We start from the raw sequence: 19467 nt of genomic DNA on the forward strand, positions 1-19467 counted from the left end.
CAACCGTCAGGCGGCCTGGTTCGCCGCGATGCCGAGCCGGGCGGCGACCTGCTCGCGGCCACCGGCTTTCATCCACGCATCGACCTTTTGGGCATACAGCACGACCTCGCTCATGTCGGAGTCGAAGCCGAAAAACCGGTACGGCAGGCCGAGCGCGTCGAGGGTGTCGCGCATCGCGCCCATGCCGCGCACGAGGTTCGGGCCGCCACGGCCGATGACCACGTACAGCGGCGTTGCGCCATGCCGGCTGAAGTGCTCGCGCAGCGCATCGGCCATCGCGCGGAAGGTCTCGAAGATGTCTGTGTTATTCGACTTGCCACCAATGATGAACAGCACATTGGTCTGTTTGATCCAGTGTTTGAAGCAGATGCGTGCGACCTCCTTCATCTTCTCGTAAGGCGGGTTGCCGCCGAAGTCCGAGGAGATGATGGCGTCGTCGCCCAGCATCTGCGTGACGAGCGAATTGGCGCCGCCGCCGAAGGTCGGCGCGAGGATGGTCCCCGCGGCATTGATCACGTAGACGTCGCTCTGGCCCTGGTAGGTGCGAAGCTGATTGATCTCCTGCTCGAAGTCGGAGTAGTCGACCGCGAACAGGCTCGCCGGCAGGTTCAGACGCCGCCAGCGCGGGTCGTCGCGATCGAAGCCGCATTTGAAGTCGCAGGCCACGGGTGTCATGCGGCCCTTCTTGTCCTCCCGCATGCGGATCGGATTCAACTCCAGCGTCGTCATGCCGTAGTCGTGGTACAGCTCCCACAGCTTGGGCAGGTGCTGCACCAGCGGCGAAATGATCTGCTTGGGCGCCCCGAGCGCGGACAGCGCATTGGCGACGACGAACGCTTTTAGCCCCGTGAGCGGATCGAATGGCACCTGCGCCACCTGGGTCCTGTCGAGCTCCTCGATGTCGACGCCGCCGTGGTGGGTCAGCGTCATCGTCGGCGCACGGAAATGCGTCGAGTCGGTGATCGAGAAGTAGACCTCGTGCTCGGCCGGCACGCCGGCCTCGAAGGTGACGCCGTTGGCCTTGGCCACCGTGTTGCCGATGCGGTGCTCGACGAAGTACAGACGCTCCTTTTCCTTCAGCGCGGTCTTCAGGTCAGCGGCCTTGCCAATCAGCCCGGACTTGCCCTTCTTGCCGACGCCGCCCTTGAACACCGGCTTGATGAATACCAGACCATGCTTATCGATCATGGCGCGGATATCTTCTTCGCTGGCGTCGGGGCCGAGCACTTCAGTGGTCGGGAAGTCGACGAACTGGAGCATTCTGGCTCCGTACAGCATACCGGTGACTTGCATGGTGACCTCGCGGTGGAGAGGTACTGGCTAGACAACGCGCGACAGGACAATCAGCACGGTCGTCACGGTAATCGCCCCGCCGATCCGGGTCGCGATCTGGGCGAACGGCATCAGCGTCATGCGATTGGCGGCCGTCAGGATGGCGACGTCGCCCGTGCCACCCTGGCCGCTGTGGCAGGCATTCACGATGGCCGTGTCAATCGGATACATCTTCATCCAGTACCCCACCAAAGCACCGATCGCCATCAGGGTGGCGACGGTCGACACGATGGTGATGAGGGTCGGCAGGGTGAAGGAGGCCATCAGCTTGTCCCATGGCGTCAGCGACACGCCAATGGCGAACAGCAACGGGTAGGTGACGGCCGTGGAGAAAAACTTGTACACAACGTAAGCGCCTTCCTGCAACTGCGGAGACACTGCCTGCGTCAGTTTCAGGACCACCGCGATGAACAGCATCGCGACCGGCGCCGGCAGGCCGAACAGTCGCTGGCACAAGATCCCGACAACGTAGAGCGTCAGCGCGGTGATGCCCGCCGCGGCGATATGGGTCACATCCATATGTCCTGAGATTTCTTGCTGGGCAGGGTCCATCTCACCGTGCTCGCCAGGCTGCAAGCGCCCTTCGCCCGTGAAACGAGGGTATCGCTTGCCGACGAAGTTCAACGTACCGGCGAAAATGATCGCCGCCAGGCTGCCGAGCATGACCGGAGGCAGAACGGTCGCAAACAGGACACCTGGGTCCTGATGCAGGATCCCGGCGTATCCGACGGTCAGCGGAATGGCCCCTTCGCCGACGCCACCCGCCATGATCGGTACGACGATAAAAAAGAACGTGTGATAGGCGCCCAGGCCCAGCGCCGTACCGACGGCTGTCCCGACAGCGCCGGCCGTGATCGTTCCGACACCGAGTGGCACGAAGATCTTGAGGAAGCCTTTGATCAGGACCTGCCGGTCCATGCTCAGGATGCTGCCCACAATAATGGAAGCAATAAACAGGTAAAGAAAATTGGTGGTCTTGGTGAACTCGATGGTGACCTTCACGACCTGCGCAGGCAGCAACTTGTAATACACCAGCGCGGACGGGATAAAGGTCGCAAAGATGGCGGCCGCACCGATCGCGCGGATGACCGGAATGCGCTTACCGATTTCGGCCAGTGTGAAGCCGAAGAACGCAAACATCACGATCACGAGCGAGATCTCGTTCGGCAGCTTGTCGATATAGACCAGAATGGCGATGAGCGCGCCGGCAACCACGTAGACCGGCAGCGGAATGATGCCGATGCGGATCTCCATCAGCCGCCACCATCCTTGGGGCCAGAAGGCCTGCTTCTTCGTCTGGTCTGGCGGGAGAGGGGTGGAAGCCGCTGTCTTCATGGAAGTCTCCTGAACGGATAGCCGGCTGCTTGCCACCGCCACATCGTGCCTGAGCGACGTGCGTGGTGAGGGTGCTGCGCGGGCATCGCTTATTCAGCGCGCTATCGACTTTATGGAGTGCCAAAGACATTCGTCATGGTTGCCGTGGCGGCCAGACGGTTTGTCCGCAGTGTGGCTGAAGTCTGCGTTTAATTAGTGTCGTGCGCAAAGCAACTTCAAGCGTAGCATCGTGTGTCTGGCACGGATACCGTGCATACCCTAGCGGCCGGATTCAGCCTTTGCTGACATCGCCGGAAGGCGACAGTCGGCCATTTTTCGACATTCCCGCATCGGACCTATTCGATGCCGTATCGCAACTTTTGATTGGCAGGCGGCATATTTCATTGCAATACTACTGCCCGATTGCGCGTTGTTGAGTGTGGGGTTTCACGGGCATTTTATTTAGCTGAATTTTTTCAATGAACGCTGAAGAACAAGCTGATAAGGCATTCTTTTAGAATTCTTACGGCCAATGTATATCGCAGTGACCGATATAAGCCGCAGGTCTTGCGGTTGACATTACGTTAGGCGTCAATCGAAAGGAAGGCATGAAAATGACACGCGTCCGAGTTGAGGGCTTTACCATCTCGCTTGACGGATACGGAGCGGGTCCGAATCAGGACATTGGGAATCCGCTCGGCCTGGGCGGGACAGATTTGCACCAGTGGCTAGTCCCGACACGCACGTTCCAACGGACCCTATTTGGCGCCGACGGTGGCACCACGGGGATCGATGACGACTTCGCTGCGCGGGGCTTCAAGAATGTTGGCGCCTGGATTCTCGGAAGAAACATGTTCGGACCGATTCGCGGTTCCTGGCCCGACATGAACTGGAAAGGCTGGTGGGGGGACAACCCACCCTATCACGTTCCAACTTTCATCTTGACTCATCACGCACGCGCGCCCATCCAGATGGAAGGCGGAACGACATTCTATTTCGTCACGGGCGGTATTCACGAGGCGCTTGACCGGGCGCGCGAAGCAGCCAACGGAATGGATGTGCGCATTGGCGGCGGAGCTAACACTATCCAGCAATATCTTCGTGCGGGCCTCATCGATGAACTGCACTTCGCTATCTCGCCGGTCCTGCTGGGCGGGGGAGAGCGACTGTTCGAGGGGATTGACGCACGCGCTCTGGGATACGAATGCGTTCAGTTCGTTGCGTCGGAGAAAGCCACCCATGTTGTACTCCGGCGTCAAGGGCATAACGACGCCTAACAACCGGTTGCAGCGGACGGCGCTGCCGCGCCGTCGCTGAACCGGAACGTTGTGGTTTTTTCTTTGATTGTGGCGCCAATGTTCTTGCTGGATTCCGCGGTCGCATGACGAGAAAACGCCCATGGCAGATCGGCGGATCATTGCGATGGACGCGTCTCTGCAATCGGGTCCGGGCAGCTCTCGGCAGCCGGGAGGTCGCGGTGGTGTGTGGCAATTTGCCATGTGTTTCCCCACGGATCTCTTACCATCGCTCGCCTGTCGCCGTATGGCATGTCGGTTGGAACTTCGAGCGAGATCGCATTCGCCGCAATCGCTCGCTGGAAGGTTGAATCGGCGTCCTCAACGTAGACATACAGAAATGCCGGCATCGGATCGCGGAGGCCGTCTCCGCCGCTAACCATCACGACGGAATCGCCGATCATGATTTCGGCAGGCAGCCCGCGACGGAATTCGCCCAGTGCCTGAAACACCATCTTGATGAATGTGATCAGGTTTTCCGGATCCCGTACGACGATTCGGGGTGTGACGGTATGCCATCCATCAGGCTGAAATTTGGCCATGTTGCGCAGCCTTGGAAGAGATTCGCAAGGGCATTGTCCTCCGAGCGCCGGATGTCCGCAAAGGGGCGACCGGAGACGATCGTCATTCGTCTCAATGCGGCCAGGAGCGGCCGGCCGAGGCCCGCTAGATGATTTTCAATCGCTGTCCCGAGCGAGAGCAGCCGCTGGCTAAACTATGGTTGCAGATTGGTCGCATCGGTCCCACGCGTGTTTTGCAGCAACAATGCTGCCGATTGCGAGGTAGCGAAGCATGGCTAGAACTGGAACAACCCACGCGCTGTTCCGTCTGAGGCAACTTTCTGTGGGACTCAATACAAGTCAACGTAGATTCAGCTCGTTAAGATGCACTGGACTGGTGCATCTTAACCAGTTTGCATTCCAGCCATAGAGACGATGAAGACTAGGGTTCCGGGCAACTTCATTCACGCCGGATTCGATGACCGGCGAATTGGTTAGCGTGCGGTCCATCACATCTCATTGGCCACCGCGTATGCATACGTTTGAAGACAGGAGGTTGCCGTGTTACGCATTGGTGATCTGGAGATTGACTTCGTAATGCGCGAAGTACGTCGCAACGGCGCTCCGCTTCGAGTTGGCTCCCGCGCTTTCGATATCCTGGAACTTCTGAACAACGCCAATGGCGAGCTGGTGTCAAAAGACGAAATCTTGCGCGTTGTCTGGCCGAGAACCGTGGTGGAAGAAAACAATCTGCAGGTGCAGATTTCCGCATTGAGAAAGGTTTTCGGTTCCAGCAGCCAATTGATCAGAACGGTTTCCGGTCGTGGCTATAAGTTACTGCAATGCACCAACGCGGTCCGCGCGGAACATTCGTGCAATACACAGTCTGATGCTGCTCTGGTCGCGTCCATTGACGACTCGCAGACCATATCAAACGGTAGCATCGTGGACCTCTTCGGGCGCGATCTAACGTTGGCGGAAGTTCTGACTGTGTTGAAACGCCGTGAAATGGTGACGCTAGTCGGCACCGGGGGGATCGGCAAGACCCGCCTCGCGATCGAAGCTGCCAGAAAAGTAGCTCCAGCGTTTCCCGACGGTGTGGCGGTGATATCGTTCTCATCGGTAACGGATGAACGATTTGCGCTCGACGCGGCGGCCGCCGGGCTGCGCATGAATAACGCGAGTGCACCGCTTTCAGTCAACACGATCGTCGATGCGGTGCGCGGTAAGCGGCTGCTTATCGTGTTGGATAACTGCGAACATGTTGTCGGCAGCGCGGCGAACATTGCGTTGGCGTTGCGAAATTCCGGCCACGTCATCCTGGCGACGAGCCGCGAGCCTTTACGAATACCCGATGAGGCGCTGTACCCTGTGCCCCCCCTTGTTGTACCTGAGGCGGTAAGTACAGGAGGCGCCGTGCTGCTAACCGGCGCCGCCCAGCTCTTCCTCGCTCGGGTGCGGGAAGTCGCGCCCGAATTCACGGTGGACGAAAGAACTGTTCTATTGATAGGTGCCGTGTGTCGCGCGCTCGACGGCATACCGCTGGCGATCGAACTAGCCGCCGCAAGGGCCGCCCTAATTGGCATTGAAGTGCTTGGCAATTGTCTCAACGACCGTCTACGGATTCTTACGGGCGGTTGCCGGACTGCACCGCCGCGACATCAGACGATGAGGGCGACGCTGGATTGGAGTTACCGGCTGTTAAGCGATATCGAGCGATCCGTGTTGCGTCGCTTGGGCGTATTCATTGGTGGCTTTACTTTTGATGCTATTCGCTTCCTCACGGTGGACCGCGACGTGTCCACTTGGGAGACGCTCGACGCGTTCTGCGGCCTCGTGAGTAAATCGATGGTCGCGGCTCAACTCGATGGCAATGGCCGGCGCTACCGCCTTCTCGAAACTACCCGCGACTACGCTTTGCAGCAGCTTGACGACAACGGCGAGCGAAATGCGGCTTTGGCTATGCACGCACGGTATTTGCTGACGCTGTTCGGTGAGGCCCCGGCGCACGCGACCGAACGAACGGATGAAAAAAGGCAGGCAGATTTTACCTGTGAGCTTGACAACGTCCGCGCAGCGCTTGAGTGGTCGTTCTCGTCGTCGGGCGATCCGTCGATGGGCGTTGCACTTGCGTCGGCGACCGTTCCCTACCTCTTCGACCTGCCACTTTTGAGTGAATGTTGTAGCCGTGCAAGGCAAGCACTGGCTGTTTATAACTCGACAATGAATAGGGAAATCCCGCCAGAGGCCGTACTGAAATTGCGCGCCGCTTTGGCTGCTGGACTTGTTTATACGAAAGGTCCTGGTCCAGATGCCCGGCATGAGTGGATGAACCTGTATGCCGACGCGGTGTTACAGAGGAACACAGAATACGAGGCGCGCGCGTTATGGGGTCTTTGGAATGCGCATCAGTATGGCGGTGAACCCAAGGCCGCATTGCTCATGGCTCGACGCTTCTGCGACCTCGCGCGTGGACAGGCAGATGTGGCGCGGTCCCTGCTTGGCATCGGCATCGAAGGGATCACGCTGCATTACCTCGGCGATCAACGACAGGCGCGCGCGAGACTCGAGGAGATGCTGGCTGCCTACGATCATTCTGAGCATCGCTGGAGCACGACCGGGTTCCGTATCGAACACGGAATCGCCGCACGCGCGACGCTCTCCCGTGTACTTTGGGTCCAAGGCTCGGTGCAACGCGCCTTGGAATTAGCTCAGTCGACCCTCGAGGCGGCGATCGATTACGACAATGAGATGGTCACGTGCTACGTACTGGTCGAAGCGGCTATTCCGTTGGCAATCCTGTCGGACGACCTGGTGCGAGCGCGCGAAGCGATCGCCGCTCTTCGCGAGAGGGTCTCCCGGATGTCGTTCCCTATATGGATTGCGGTTTGCGCATGTTATGAACAATGCGTTGCCGCCGCGGCATCGCCGAACTCCGGTCAACTGCGGCTTTTTTCGATCGCTATTGAGCACTTGGCACAAACGGGTTTCCGTGCGCCGCTGACCTTCCTGTTGTGCCGATACGGCCAGGCGCTTGCGAACTGTGGCGACGCAATGAACGCACTGAAAGCTGTCGATCAGGCAATTGAGCATGGGAACCTGACCGGAGAACATTGGCTTCACGCCGAATTGTGCCGCGTAAAGAGAAAGATCCTTTCAACCCGTGAGAATGGACCGTTCAATTGGGGAGTGAAGCACATCACCCCACCGCAGGCAGATAGACTACAGCACGGAGATTCAGTACATGCGCTCGACATTTGACCTTGAAGATCTTCCCCTCTCCGAGCGGTACGAGTACTGGCGGGATGTATCGGAAACCTTGCATGTGCCGGTGTCAGTGAGCTGCGACGAAACAGAGACCTTCACGGCCAAGTGGGACGGACGTCCACTGGGAAGGCTCTTCGTCGGATCGGCGTTTCTGAGTGAAGCGCAGCGTGTGTCCCGCACTTCGTATCACATAGGCCGTTCCGCAGCGGACCCAGTCGGCATCTGGATGCCTTTAACCGGCGGAATCCATTTAAGGCAAGATGGCAAGGATGCACTGATTGGCCCAGGACAACTCGCTATCGTAGATCCTGCGCGTCCTTATGAAGAGTTGACACTCAGGAACTGCAATTTCCTGTGGATGCACGTGCCCCGGGAGGACATCGTTGCCCGAATCGGTTCGACCCAAAAAGTTACGGGCCTCACTCACTCCGTCGATCAACCGCATGCACGGCTCGCGATCGAGTTCGTTCGCAGCCTGTCGACCGTGTGGGATGAGCTTTCCAGTCCCCAGTCTGAACAGGTGGCGGCGCACGTGTTGAGTCTTCTAGGACTCGCGTTTAACGCGTATACCGATTCGCCGGCTATAACGAACGACACGGATTCGTCGGAACTGTTACTGTGGATCAGGCTCTTTATCGACGAACGTGTGGCGGATCGCGGCCTATCTGCAGAAACAGTCGCGGCGGCACTCGGTCTTTCAACACAAGAAGTGCGGCGCCTGACTGCACAGGCCGGTCCTGGATTTCAGGATTACGTGCAGGCGCGCAGGTTAACGCGAAGCTTTCGTATGCTGTCGGATCCACGCTTCGCCGCTCACAGCGTAAATGACATCAGCAATATGGTTGGTTGGCTGCATATCGACTGCTTTCGCAAGGCATTTGAAGCGGCGTATGACATATCTCCCGACGACTACCGGCTGCGAAAGGGCTCAACCGATTGCTAGTCTGTATGAAAACGCATGCTGAATACGGCGCTCCAAAAAACCGACCCTTCAGATCGCGCCCTTGCGGACCACGATTGATAATCAGTCGTCGGATTTCGTTGGCGTCCATCTTTCTATTTCAAAACGGCGTTACTGCCTTGACGCGCGGTAATCGCGCGGGGACATGCCGTATGCTGCTTTGAATGCGCGACTGAAATGCGCGCCGTCGTTGAAGCCGCACGAAAACGCGATACAGGTAACGGACTGTTGGCCCATCCGGGGATCAATGAGGTCACGCGCGCAACGGGCAAGTCTCTGGTCCAGAACGTATTGGCGATAAGCAATTCCGCCCTCTACAAGCAAGCCGCCAACATATCGCGTCGATATTCCCAACGCTGCAGCCACATCGCCTAGTGTCAGATCTGGATCCGATAAATGTTCATCAATAAACGCCTTGGCTCGATGCCTCAATGCCGATCTGTGGATAGTGCTGCGAGGTTGAAGCTTGTCTGTTTGCTCCCAACACGCCATCGTGAACAAATCTAACGCCACAGCGCTGATGTGTTCCGCCGCTGCTCCTTCCACCGAATCCAATACGTGCGAAATGCTATGGATGAAGTCGGTAGAGAGTCGCCCATAAGGCGATCTATTGCTAAAGGCCGTCGCAGTCACCTGTTCAATCCGACCAATCCTTGACGTCACTGCTTCTCTGGGGATATGTGCCCAGTGGAACGTCAAACCTTCAATAATCTGCTCCTGGTATGGCCTGACTGGATCAACCAGGTAGAATTGCCCGGGGCGTACGACCGTATGCTTTTTGTCCTGGCTAATAGTGATTGCACCCGATAACGGCACAATGAGCTTGACCGGGTCAGCCTGAGAGCGGGCAATATGTTCAGACGTTCGATTGACTTTAAGCCGGCCCATATATGACGTGCCGAACCTGGTCGGACCAAAGTTCCTTCCGTCATACTTGGCGGTGAAGGTCTCGGGAGTGTCGCATTCCAGGCTTACGGGGACGAACAGCGTTTCCGAGAGATCGCACCAGTATTGGAACCGGCTGCTGATGGGCAGATCATCAAGTGAGAAGGTGGATCTCATAGCACGCTCGCGCAGAATTTGTCCAAATGTACGCTTGAAACTCGCTCGTGTGCAACCTTCGTTTCGTCGCAAATTCTGACATCTTCCTTTCATGAAAATTCCCAACGTTAGGGCCTGCACACTCGCTTCCACCGCGAGGAATGGCGCACGTGAGCGAATGGGAAGCAGATGTACTCCTCGCGGCCATCATGGTATTCAAGCCAAGATCGGGGCTTCTTTTCGGTCGGCACCATCTTCGTCGGACACAGAGCCACCGGCGAAATCTACTCACCCAAACTCGCAGAACAGTTCAAGCGCGCGACTGGATATTGCCCGTATTCTTTGGATGCGTGGCATCGAAAATCGATTAGGTAACCTAGATACGATGCGGCCTTATATATCCACGGTTGCCCTCAAAACAGGCCGATGGCGATTGCTGCGTCTCATGGCTGAATAAGAATGCGTAACGCGGACGTCGTGGCGCGATTTGAGCTAGTCGAATCATGATCGACAGTTTTGATTGAAGAGTAAGGCGTGGAATAAGCAGCCGATTACGGCAGCTTTGATTGTCCGCTTTCGAGCGACATGATTGTCCCTTGTGGGTCGGTTTATGTCACGCGCCTGAAACGATGCCCGACCAGCTCCCGTCATTCGATACGAGCAGCCAAATTGTTGACAATCAGCGCATGTTCCATTGGAACGCGAGCTGAGGTCATGGTGGTGTAGATGGCGGGGCGAACGCAAGCTGCTGCGTACGTGACGTTTGGTCCTAAGGGTTTGTACTTATTTCTACAACATTGTTTTGTTCTGCAAGTACTTAATGGCGAGCAGGCCTCAGCCTAGACTGCAAGCACTGAAACGCAAACGGGCGTTTGCGGACAAACGAAGTCTGGAGGTCAGCATCATGAAACTCGTTCAATCGCTCATCGTCGCAGCTGCTCTTGCAATTCCGGCTGCCTCATCTTTTGCTCAATCTAACGAAGCGGTCGCTCCGACCAATGTTCAGGCCGCACAAACTAGCGTGAATCCAGGAAGTGACGCTGCGACCGATTTTGGCGGCGTTGCTGACGGTACTTCAGCGTCGGGCAGCCATCATGAACTGCGTTCGTTCGGCACCGCCGTCTCCCACTTGGGACATAAAATTCAAGGCTCTGTTCGCCCGGACCCGAATGATGGAATGAAGCCCGTGTTTTTCGGCGGCGCATAAATTGACCGGATTGCTTGCAGCCTTGTGTCGTTGATTGAGTGGTGCCTAGACGTCCTTGGTCTGTTGAGGGAATAACGTTGAGACGCGCAGATAAATCTGCGCGTTTTCTCTTTCAGGAATCTGCCGCTGGGCTTGTTTCGCTGAGTGACGGGTTTCGAGCGGGTCAATTGACTGCAACGGGTCGACCTGAAACGATTGCCATCCGTCTCGGTTCGGCCGGTGGACACCGCCGCCATGGCCTGAATCGTCGACGATCTGTATCGATACGGTATCCTTCGCATCGCGGACAGGAGAGGGCTCGGTCGTGGTGGCAACGAGAACGGTGGGCTGGTTATAACGGTGTTCACTGCTCCGCGCTGGCGCCGGTTAGGGCTCGTACCCGGCTTTCATCGGCGGCGAGCGCGCCCGCGTCTCCCGAATAGACGATGCCGCCATCGTCCAGCACGTAAGCATAGTCGGCGATCTCTAGACTCACGCGTGCGTTTTGCTCCACCAGGAGTACCGAAATTCCCTCAGCGCGCATCTGCGACACGACTCGAAACACCTCCCGAACGATCAGCGGGGCCAAGCCTTGCGATGGCTCATCGAGAATGAGCAGCCGGGGATTGAGCAGGAGTGCGCGGGCAATCGATAGCATCTCCTGTTCTCCGCCGGATAGCAGGCGCCCGCGGCTGAACTTGCGCTCGGCGAGGCGTGGAAACAGCTGGTAGATCCGCGCGATTGTCCATGGTCCGCTGCGCTCCAGCGGGACCTTCAGATTTTCCTCGACGCTGAGATTGGCGAAGATTCTTCGCCCCTCGGGCACATAGCCGACGCCGCTCGCGGCGATTCGGAAGGTCGGCCAGCGCGTGGTATCCGCCCCGAAGATCGTCACGCGCCCTTGGCGAGCGGGCGTCAAACCCACGAGGGTGCGCAATGTCGTGGTCTTGCCGGCTCCATTGCGACCGAGCAATGCCGTGATCCGGCCTTCCGCCACTTCGAGACTCACGCCATGCAGGATATGGCTCTTGCCGTAGTAGGTATGCAGCCCTTCGGCGATCAGTGCGGCGTTCATTTGAGCCCCCACGCTCGGCACTTCGTGTCCTCGCTGCCCCCCGAGGAGGCGTGAGCTTGCCTGGAGCGGTCCGGCGCGGCGCTCATGCTGCGTTACCCAGATAGGCGGCCTGTACGGCCTCGTTGGAAGCGATCTCCTCTGGCGAACCTTCGGCGAGGAGGCTGCCCTGGTCGAGCACCGTGATTCGATCTGCCAGATGGAAGACCACGCGCATGTCATGCTCGATCAGCACGATGGTGAAATTGCCGTCGCTGTGCAGGCGGCGCACGAGTTGCGTAATCTCCTGAGTCTCCTGATCGCCCATGCCGGCGGTGGGCTCGTCGAGCAGCAGCAAGCGCGGCCGCAGCGCCAGTGCCATCGCGATCTCGGCAACCCGCTGGTCACCGTGCGGCAGCTCTCCGACCAGCCGGTGCGATTTACTGGCAAGACCCGTGAGCTCGAGCGTCTCTTCGACGTGACGACGAACCCGCGCCCGCTCGGTGCTGCTGATCCACGGGCGCAGGCGAAAACCTTCCGTCACCTCCGCACTGATGCGCACGTTCTCGAATACCGTCAGTTCGGGAAAAATCTCGGTGATCTGGAACGTGCGAGCGATGCCGGCCGCAACGCGCCGATACGCAGAAAGCGCCGTGATGTCGAGTCCGTCGAACACGATCGTTCCCATGCTCGGCGGGAAAAAGCCGCTGATGAGATTGAAGAAGGTGGTCTTGCCGGCGCCGTTCGGCCCAATGACAGCGCGCAGCTCGCCCTTCTCGACCGTGAGCGATACGTCGCGCACCGCCGCCAGGCTACCGAAGCGCTTGCTGACGCGCCTGACTTCGAGCACGCTCATTGGGTAACCTCCGTGCTCCGCACTGCGGTGCGAGCGCCTTTGGGCGGCCGGGCGGTGCTCATGAGTCGCTCCTGCGCTGAATGAAGCCGAGCAGCCCGCGCGGGAAAAACAGCACGATCGCGACGAACAGCATGCCGACGAACGACATCCAGTTAACCGTGATGCTCGAAAGATAATCCTGCAGCACGACGAATACCGCGGCGCCGAGCAGTGGCCCCCACAAGCTGCGCATGCCGCCCATGACCGCCATCATCACGAAATCGCCCGACTGGCTGTAGTGCAGCCCGCGCGGATCGGCGAAGTTGTTCAGGAGAGCGTAGAGCGCACCGGCGAACCCCATGAAGAAGCAGGACAGTGTGAAGGCGATCCAGATATGCCGATCGACGGGAATGCCGAGAAAGCGCGCACGCCGCTCATTTTCGCGGATCGCGATCATGGTGCGCCCGAACGGGGAGCGCAGGATGAAACCCATCACGCCGATCGCCAACGCAAGGCAAACCAGCACGAAGTAGTAGAACGCGTTTGCGTTCGACAGGATGTCGATTCGGGCGACGCCGAGATCGAGCGGCTGGCGCGAAAAGCCGCGCAACCCGTCGTCGCCGCCGGTGACGGAGCTCCATTGGAAGGCGATGTAGTAGAAGACCTGCCCGAACGCGATGGTGACCATTGCGAAGTAGACGCCGCGTCGCCGTGCGATGAGCGCGCCCAGCAGCGTGCCGGCAATGCCGCCGAGCAGCGTGCCGCACAGCAGCGCGAGTGGTGTGCTCGGGGCGAGAAACTTCAGCGCGAGTCCTGCGCCGTAAGCGCCGAGCCCGAAATACGCCGCGTGTCCGAAGGACAGCACACCGGTGAAGCCAAGCAGGAAGTTCACCGACATGGCTGCCAGTCCGAGCACGAGTACGCGCGTCCCGAGCGCGGTGTAGCCGCCGAGCAGCGGCATCCAGTAGGGTGCCAGCAAGAGCACTGCCCAGAGCGCTGCGATGACGACGAGCCGGGGAGGGTGGAGGTAGTCGCTCACGTCATCATTCCCTCTTCGCCGAGCAGGCCGCGCGGCCGGATCAGCAAAACCACAGCCATCAGCACGTACATGATGGCCTCGCTCGCCGCGGGGAGGAACACGGCGGTGATGCCTGAAGCGACGCCGATCAGCAAGCCGCCGAGCAGCGTACCGGTGAGGCTGCCAACGCCGCCGACGATGATAGCGATGAAGCTCGGCATCAGGAGGCCGGTTCCCATCGTCGGCTCCAGCCCGAGCTGGCCCGCGGCGAGCACGCCGCTCAGACCGGCGAGATAGATGCCGACGGCGAAATTGAGCGCGCGCAGTCTGCCCACGTTGATGCCGAGCGCCGCGACGGTCTCGAGGTCGAGCGTGCCGGCGCGGATGCGTATGCCGAGCCGGCTATAGCGCAACAGCATGAAGAGCAGTGCAACCGCGATGGTCACGGTGCCGACCATGAACAGGCGGTAGCCGGTAATAAAGAAGAGATCGTTGCTCAAGGGCTGAGCCAACGCGGGCGGAATGGTCACGGGCTTGCCCTGTGCACCCCAGATGAAGCGAGTGCCGTCCTCGATCATGAAGGCAAGGCCGAACGTCAGCAGCAGGCTGTAGAGCGGGTCGCGCCCGTAGACTCGCCGGATCAGCACCCGCTCGACGGCGAGACCGATGACGGCCGTGCATATCGGCGCGATCAGCAATGCCCCCCAGAACCCGACATACGGCGTGATCGTATAGGCAATGTAACCGCCGATCACGAGAAAGCCGCCATGGGCGAAGTTGATCACGTTGCTCAAGTTGAGAATGAGCGACAGGCCAAGCGCCATCAGCACGTAAAACGCGCCGATGATCAGCCCGTTGGTGACGTTGAAAAGGAGTAGTTGAGTCATCGCGCGCATCCCCTGACGCAACCCGTGCATGGGCCGCGCCGTGCAGCCTTGGCAGCTGTGTTGCCTCGCACGCGTGTCGGTGTCATGGGAACGGCTTCCGGCACTAACGCGCGGACATTGTCTTCGGGATCAGGCCGGCCACTGCAGCTGGCATCCGGTGGCCGTCTCGGGCGGCGCAGTCTTGTCGCCGGCGACCACGCGTTCGACACGGAACAGATCCTCCGGGTCGCCCGCCGGCTGGGACAGCGCTTCGCCGACGAACGCCGAGGTCATCAGCTGGTGGTCTCCCTTGCGGTAGTAGCACTTGTTGGGCTGCAGCTTGACGTCGTCCGCGAGTTCGAACCCGCCGAGCGCCTCGGCGAGTTTTTTCGCATCGAGGCTCTTTTCCTTGTTGGCAACCGCGGCGAGCGTATGAACCGACGTGTAGCCGAACCAGTGGCGCGCAGTTGGGACTTTGCCGCCGTTCATCTTGCGGATGTCGGCGACGAACTTCTCGACGCCCGGGACACCCGGCTGCTTCCAGTACCACTCGAACATCCAGATGCCGACGCGCGCCTCCGGCGGCATTGCCTCGAGCGATTCGAGCTCCTGTTGAAGCCCGGCAACGTGGATCTGCTTGCCGATGCCGAACTGCGCGATCTGCTTCAGGCAGTTGACCATGTCGGAACCTTGCGGCAGCACCAGCAGAACATCGGGGTTGGCCGCGCGGGCCTTGATCAGGTATGCAGAGAAATCGGTCGTGCCGAGCGGCGTGAGCTCGTTGCCGGTCATCGTGCCACCGAGCTTTTGCAAGTCCGCCAGCGCGGCCTTCTGCAGCGTATGGCCGTAGGCGTAGTCCGGCGTAATGAAATGCCACTTCTTTCCGTACTTGGTGAAGAGGATGTCGGCGACCGCGTTGGCCTCCATGCTTGTCGTATTGCAGACGCGATATACGTTCCACTTGCAATCGCTGCCCGTGATCGTGTCGGTGTGGCCGCCCGAGACAATGTGCAACACCTTCTTCTCGTTGGTGACCTGGGCGATTGCCTGAGCGACGCCGGAATTCACGTCCCCGATCAGAAACGTGACCTGATCGCGATCGATCAGCTTGCGCGCCTTCTGCACGCCGGTGCCGACGTCGTTCGCCGAGTCTTCCACCAGCAGCTCGATGGGGCGGCCGAGAATGCCGCCGTTGGCATTGATCTGTTGCACGGCGAGCCTGGCGCCCATCACTTCATTCTGTGCAACTGCAGCATAAACACCGGTCAACGGATCGACCATGCCGATGCGCAGCGGTGTCTCGCCACGTGCCTTGATGATGAAGGGCGAGGCGAGCTGCAACGCCGCAGCAGCAGCGGCCCCCTTGAGCACCGTGCGACGACTAACGGCGCGAATCTGACCCGGAGTTTTCATAGGGGTTCTCCCTGATTTATTCACGTCGAACCGGTCAAACGCCTGAATCCTGAACCGAGGCGTGAGAATCCTCGGTCATCACAATCTTGATCTTGTTAGATGGGATCTACAAGATATCGTTTTACCACCCGTCAGCTAACGGACATCCGCTTTCGCGACATGCCAACGACGGGTTGGGGGCGTCTACGGACGTTTGTCGTCGGACGGGGTTCGGCCAGTTACAGCCATTCTGCGTTGCCTTCCAATTCGCATAGCGCCAGGATGTCTTATCTAGTTTCGGGATGCGTACGAACGCCGGAATCAGGCCGCGCTAGCGAACTGACTCCGGCATCCAACGCATGCGCTGCTTACGCAACATGCTTCAAGAAGTCCCTCAAGCGCTGCGTAGGCGGGTTGTCAATTAGCGCCGCCGGCTCGCCATCTTCCGCAATGCCGCCGTTGTCCATAAACAGCAGGCGTGTCCCCACCCGCTTCGCGAAGCCAATCTCGTGCGTCACCACGATCATCGTCATGCCTTCCATCGCGAGATCTTGCATAACCTTGAGGACTTCGTGACTAAGCTCAGGATCGAGCGCGGACGTCGGCTCGTCGAACAGCATCAGCTTCGGCTTGATCGCCAACGCACGGGCGATGGCAACCCGCTGCTGTTGTCCACCGGATAACTCAGACGGATAGTGGTTGGCCCGCGACTCCAGACCGACTTTGTCGAGTAGCGCCATCGCCTGATCACGCGCTTCGGCACGCGACGCGCCGCGCACCTGAATGGGACCGAACATGACGTTTTCGAGCGCGGTCATCTGCGGAAACAGGTTGAACTGCTGAAACACCATGCCGGCTTCGAGGCGAATGCCGCGGATGTCCGACGTATTGCCTTTGACGCTCAAACCATCGACAAGCAATTCGCCGCCGCTAATTTTTTGGAGCGCATTGATGCAGCGAAGCAGCGTGGATTTTCCCGAGCCCGAGGGCCCAACGATCACCACGACCTCGCCGTTTTCGATACGAAGATCGATGTCCTTGAGCTCGGGCACGTGGCCGAAGCTCTTTGAGACGCTTTGGAATTCGACCATGCTCATAGAATGCGCATCCTTCTTTCAACGAGACGCAACGACAGTGTCATCACGCCGGTGAGGACCAGATAAATCACCGCGACGGCAGACCAGACTTCAACCGCGCGAAAATTCCCTGCAATGATTTCCTGGCCCTGGCGCGTCAGTTCGCCTACGCCAATGACGATGAACAGCGACGTATCCTTCAGGCTCACGATGCACTGATTGCCCAGTGGCGGAATCAGCCGGCGGAACGCCAACGGTCCGACGATTTTCAGCAGCACGCGCGGCATCGACAATCCCATTGCGAGGCCGGCTTCCATCAAGCCCTTCGGAATGGACAGCAAGGCGCCGCGTACGACCTCGGCAAGGTAGGCCCCCGAATTCACCGTGATCGCGATGATGGCGGCAGTGAGCCCGTCGATCCTGATGTGCGCGAGCAGTGGCAGCGCGAAGTAAAGGAACATCACCTGAACCACAATCGGCGTGCCGCGAATGAGTTCAATGTAGACCTGCGCTATGACGTTCAGCGCAAGGGGGCCGTACGCGCGGAACGTGCCGGCTATGACGCCGACGACAAAGCCGCCGACCAGTCCCACGAACGCAATGAACACCGTCAATTTCACGCCGTCCATCAAGTCTGGAAGCGCAGTCCAGATAACTGACCAATCGAATTCCACACACCGCTCCTGGTCGAGTCGTCTCGCGCGCAGCGGATCTCGCTGCGCGTCCTGCTGATGACGATTACGACTTGGGCGGCTCGGAACCGAACCACTTCTTGTACAGCGTCGCGTAGCGGCCGTCGGCTTTCATCTTGATCAACTCCTGGTTGACCTTGGTGATCAGCGGGCTGCCCTTCGGGAAACCGATGCCGTATTTGTCTCCGCTGACCGGCGTGCCGGCGACCTTCACCTTGCCTTGGCCGGCGGTGTTGACGAAATACTGCACGTTCGGCGTGTCGTGCATGGCGGCGTCCACCCGGCCCGCCTCCAGTGCGAGATAGGCCTGGTCGATGTTCGGGAACTGGCGGATTTCCTTGGGCTTCAGATGCGCCTTGATCCAGTCGATGGTGGCGGTACCGGTTTTAGCCGCGATGACTTTGCCGTTCAGGTCGTCGATCGATTTAATGCTGGTGTTCCCGGTTTGCACCATCGCGGCGAGCCCGCTGTCGTAGTACGGGTCGGAGAAGTCGATCGCCTTCTTGCGTTCTTCCTTGATCGTCATGCCTGAGAGCGCGACGTCGATGTTCTGTGTTTGCAGGGCCGGGATCAGCCCGGCGAAATCCATCGGCTGAATCGTGTATTTCCAGCCCTGATCCTTCCCGATTTCCGCCCACAGGTCGAGATCGAAGCCGACGTACTTGTCGCCCTGCTTGAATTCGAAGGGCATGAACGAGGTGTCGGTGCCGACGATGAGTTCTTTGTTGTCGGCGTGGGCAACGGTTGTGCCGAGCATGGCGTCAGCAACCATAGACATGAGGAAGGAGCGACGTCCCATAACTTCTCCGCGGTGGTGGGCAATGCCCCTGACAGGGTCAAGGGACGGCTGACGGACACCGGGCGCCGTCGCAACATGCGATGCACAACCCGCCTATATGGCAACATGTGTTGCCAAGGCGGATACTACGACAACAAAAAATTTGGCAACAGCTATTTTCGTTGATGAAAACCATGGATCGACAACATTTGTTTTTTTTCGTTTGCGGTGTCGATCCAGGCGTTGCGCCAGATCGGCTGTCAGGCGGCGCGCAGGCACGCCGGGCACGCCAGTCACATTAGCGATCCACGCGCTGCTGCAGGTGGGCCGGGTACCGGTCGCCGACCACCTTGATCGCTCGCAGAGCGGCTTCGATGGCGGACAGATCGTCGGCCGACAGTTCGACGGCAGCCGCGCCGACGTTCTCTGTCAGTCGATGCAGCTTGGTGGTGCCGGGAATCGGCACGATCCACGGTTTCTGCGCCAGCAACCAGGCGAGAGCGATCTGCGCGCGCGTCACGCCTTTGCCGTCGGCGATCCGGCCCAGCACCTCGATGAGGCTCGCATTGGCCTTGCGGTTTTCTTCCGAGAAGCGCGGCACGATATTGCGGAAATCGGTTTTGTCGAACGCGGTGTTCGCGTCGATGGCGCCAGTGAGGAAACCCTTGCCGAGCGGGCTGAACGGAACGAAGCCGATGCCCAGTTCCTCCAGGGTCGGGAGCACCGTTTCTTCCGGTTCACGCCACCACATCGAATACTCGCTTTGCAGTGCCGCCACCGGTTGCACGGCGTGGGCACGGCGAATCGACTTCGCGCCCGCTTCGGAGAGACCGAAATGCTTGACCTTGCCCTGCTGGATCAAA

Annotated in this window: 17 protein-coding genes; 4 read left to right on the forward strand and 13 right to left on the reverse strand. The window is 59.3% G+C overall.

Features of this window, described 5'->3' with window-relative positions:
• Window positions 1–6: 6 nt before the first annotated feature.
• Both GNZ12_RS41375 and GNZ12_RS41380 read right to left on the reverse strand, forming a co-directional pair.
• A complete protein-coding gene (locus GNZ12_RS41375; protein WP_172318377.1) occupies window positions 7–1293 on the reverse strand; it encodes an ATP citrate lyase citrate-binding domain-containing protein in 1287 nt (428 codons plus the stop codon).
• Between the two features lie 27 nt (window positions 1294–1320).
• Window positions 1321–2667 carry a 2-hydroxycarboxylate transporter family protein gene (locus GNZ12_RS41380; RefSeq protein WP_172318379.1) on the reverse strand — a complete coding sequence of 449 codons (1347 nt, stop codon included), beginning with the start codon at window positions 2665–2667 and terminating at the stop codon, window positions 1321–1323.
• Between the two features lie 593 nt (window positions 2668–3260).
• Here GNZ12_RS41380 and GNZ12_RS41385 point away from each other — a divergent pair.
• Complete coding sequence (locus tag GNZ12_RS41385; RefSeq protein WP_172318431.1) at window positions 3261–3923, forward strand: dihydrofolate reductase family protein; 663 nt, start codon at window positions 3261–3263, stop codon at window positions 3921–3923.
• A gap of 137 nt (window positions 3924–4060) precedes the next feature.
• Here the strand turns inward: GNZ12_RS41385 and GNZ12_RS41390 are convergent, their stop codons facing one another.
• A complete protein-coding gene (locus tag GNZ12_RS41390) occupies window positions 4061–4483 on the reverse strand; it encodes a VOC family protein (RefSeq protein ID WP_172318381.1) in 423 nt (140 codons plus the stop codon).
• A 519-nt stretch (window positions 4484–5002) separates the two neighbouring features.
• Here GNZ12_RS41390 and GNZ12_RS41395 point away from each other — a divergent pair.
• Both GNZ12_RS41395 and GNZ12_RS41400 read left to right on the forward strand, forming a co-directional pair.
• On the forward strand, window positions 5003–7702 hold the full coding sequence (locus GNZ12_RS41395; RefSeq protein WP_172318383.1) for a winged helix-turn-helix domain-containing protein: 2700 nt from the start codon (window positions 5003–5005) through the stop codon (window positions 7700–7702).
• Window positions 7686–8651: an AraC family transcriptional regulator gene (locus GNZ12_RS41400; RefSeq protein WP_172318385.1), complete on the forward strand. Its 966-nt coding sequence runs from the start codon at window positions 7686–7688 to the stop codon at window positions 8649–8651. Before GNZ12_RS41395 ends, GNZ12_RS41400 begins: the two co-directional genes overlap by 17 nt.
• 129 nt (window positions 8652–8780) lie before the next feature.
• Here GNZ12_RS41400 and GNZ12_RS41405 read toward each other — a convergent pair whose 3' ends face one another.
• On the reverse strand, window positions 8781–9731 hold the full coding sequence (locus GNZ12_RS41405) for an AraC-like ligand-binding domain-containing protein (protein WP_172318387.1): 951 nt from the start codon (window positions 9729–9731) through the stop codon (window positions 8781–8783).
• 883 nt (window positions 9732–10614) lie between these two features.
• Between GNZ12_RS41405 and GNZ12_RS41410 the strand changes: the two genes are divergently transcribed.
• Window positions 10615–10917, forward strand: coding sequence for a hypothetical protein (locus GNZ12_RS41410; RefSeq protein ID WP_172318389.1), 303 nt, complete (start codon window positions 10615–10617; stop codon window positions 10915–10917).
• Between the two features lie 343 nt (window positions 10918–11260).
• Here GNZ12_RS41410 and GNZ12_RS41415 read toward each other — a convergent pair whose 3' ends face one another.
• From GNZ12_RS41415 to GNZ12_RS41455, 9 genes are all read right to left on the reverse strand, one after another.
• Window positions 11261–11971, reverse strand: coding sequence for an ABC transporter ATP-binding protein (locus tag GNZ12_RS41415; protein WP_172318391.1), 711 nt, complete (start codon window positions 11969–11971; stop codon window positions 11261–11263).
• Between the two features lie 82 nt (window positions 11972–12053).
• A complete protein-coding gene (locus tag GNZ12_RS41420; RefSeq protein WP_172318393.1) occupies window positions 12054–12803 on the reverse strand; it encodes an ABC transporter ATP-binding protein in 750 nt (249 codons plus the stop codon).
• Between the two features lie 58 nt (window positions 12804–12861).
• Complete coding sequence (locus GNZ12_RS41425) at window positions 12862–13821, reverse strand: branched-chain amino acid ABC transporter permease (RefSeq protein ID WP_328806169.1); 960 nt, start codon at window positions 13819–13821, stop codon at window positions 12862–12864.
• The gene (locus GNZ12_RS41430; RefSeq protein ID WP_172318395.1) at window positions 13818–14687 is read right to left on the reverse strand and encodes a branched-chain amino acid ABC transporter permease; all 870 of its coding nucleotides are present in this window, start codon (window positions 14685–14687) and stop codon (window positions 13818–13820) included. The genes GNZ12_RS41425 and GNZ12_RS41430 overlap by 4 nt, the downstream gene beginning before the upstream one ends.
• A 129-nt stretch (window positions 14688–14816) precedes the next feature.
• A complete protein-coding gene (locus tag GNZ12_RS41435; protein WP_172318397.1) occupies window positions 14817–16079 on the reverse strand; it encodes an ABC transporter substrate-binding protein in 1263 nt (420 codons plus the stop codon).
• Window positions 16080–16426: 347 nt separating this feature from the next.
• Window positions 16427–17155: a glutamine ABC transporter ATP-binding protein GlnQ gene (gene glnQ / locus GNZ12_RS41440; protein WP_172318399.1), complete on the reverse strand. Its 729-nt coding sequence runs from the start codon at window positions 17153–17155 to the stop codon at window positions 16427–16429.
• Entirely contained in the window at window positions 17152–17808 is a 657-nt protein-coding gene (gene glnP / locus GNZ12_RS41445; RefSeq protein WP_172318401.1) for a glutamine ABC transporter permease GlnP, read from the reverse strand. Before glnP ends, glnQ begins: the two co-directional genes overlap by 4 nt.
• Window positions 17809–17872: 64 nt before the next feature.
• A complete protein-coding gene (gene glnH, locus GNZ12_RS41450; RefSeq protein WP_172318403.1) occupies window positions 17873–18625 on the reverse strand; it encodes a glutamine ABC transporter substrate-binding protein GlnH in 753 nt (250 codons plus the stop codon).
• Between the two features lie 277 nt (window positions 18626–18902).
• Window positions 18903–19467: aldo/keto reductase (locus GNZ12_RS41455; protein ID WP_172318405.1), on the reverse strand; the 565-nt coding region annotated here is incomplete at its 5' end.

The sequence above is a fragment of the Paraburkholderia solitsugae genome, assembly GCF_013177695.1.
GTDB classification, from domain to species: domain Bacteria; phylum Pseudomonadota; class Gammaproteobacteria; order Burkholderiales; family Burkholderiaceae; genus Paraburkholderia; species Paraburkholderia solitsugae.

What these genes read in the sequence shown, in the direction of transcription:
- GNZ12_RS41375 (WP_172318377.1), bottom strand. Translation starts at nt 1,293, where the DNA reads ATGCAAGTCACCGGTATGCTGTACGGAGCCAGAATGCTCCAGTTCGTC.
- GNZ12_RS41380 (WP_172318379.1), bottom strand. Translation starts at nt 2,667, where the DNA reads ATGAAGACAGCGGCTTCCACCCCTCTCCCGCCAGACCAGACGAAGAAG.
- GNZ12_RS41385 (WP_172318431.1), top strand. Translation starts at nt 3,261, where the DNA reads ATGACACGCGTCCGAGTTGAGGGCTTTACCATCTCGCTTGACGGATAC.
- GNZ12_RS41390 (WP_172318381.1), bottom strand. Translation starts at nt 4,483, where the DNA reads ATGGCCAAATTTCAGCCTGATGGATGGCATACCGTCACACCCCGAATC.
- GNZ12_RS41400 (WP_172318385.1), top strand. Translation starts at nt 7,686, where the DNA reads ATGCGCTCGACATTTGACCTTGAAGATCTTCCCCTCTCCGAGCGGTAC.
- GNZ12_RS41405 (WP_172318387.1), bottom strand. Translation starts at nt 9,731, where the DNA reads ATGAGATCCACCTTCTCACTTGATGATCTGCCCATCAGCAGCCGGTTC.
- GNZ12_RS41410 (WP_172318389.1), top strand. Translation starts at nt 10,615, where the DNA reads ATGAAACTCGTTCAATCGCTCATCGTCGCAGCTGCTCTTGCAATTCCG.
- GNZ12_RS41415 (WP_172318391.1), bottom strand. Translation starts at nt 11,971, where the DNA reads ATGAACGCCGCACTGATCGCCGAAGGGCTGCATACCTACTACGGCAAG.
- GNZ12_RS41420 (WP_172318393.1), bottom strand. Translation starts at nt 12,803, where the DNA reads ATGAGCGTGCTCGAAGTCAGGCGCGTCAGCAAGCGCTTCGGTAGCCTG.
- GNZ12_RS41430 (WP_172318395.1), bottom strand. Translation starts at nt 14,687, where the DNA reads ATGACTCAACTACTCCTTTTCAACGTCACCAACGGGCTGATCATCGGC.
- GNZ12_RS41435 (WP_172318397.1), bottom strand. Translation starts at nt 16,079, where the DNA reads ATGAAAACTCCGGGTCAGATTCGCGCCGTTAGTCGTCGCACGGTGCTC.
- glnQ (WP_172318399.1), bottom strand. Translation starts at nt 17,155, where the DNA reads ATGAGCATGGTCGAATTCCAAAGCGTCTCAAAGAGCTTCGGCCACGTG.
- glnH (WP_172318403.1), bottom strand. Translation starts at nt 18,625, where the DNA reads ATGGGACGTCGCTCCTTCCTCATGTCTATGGTTGCTGACGCCATGCTC.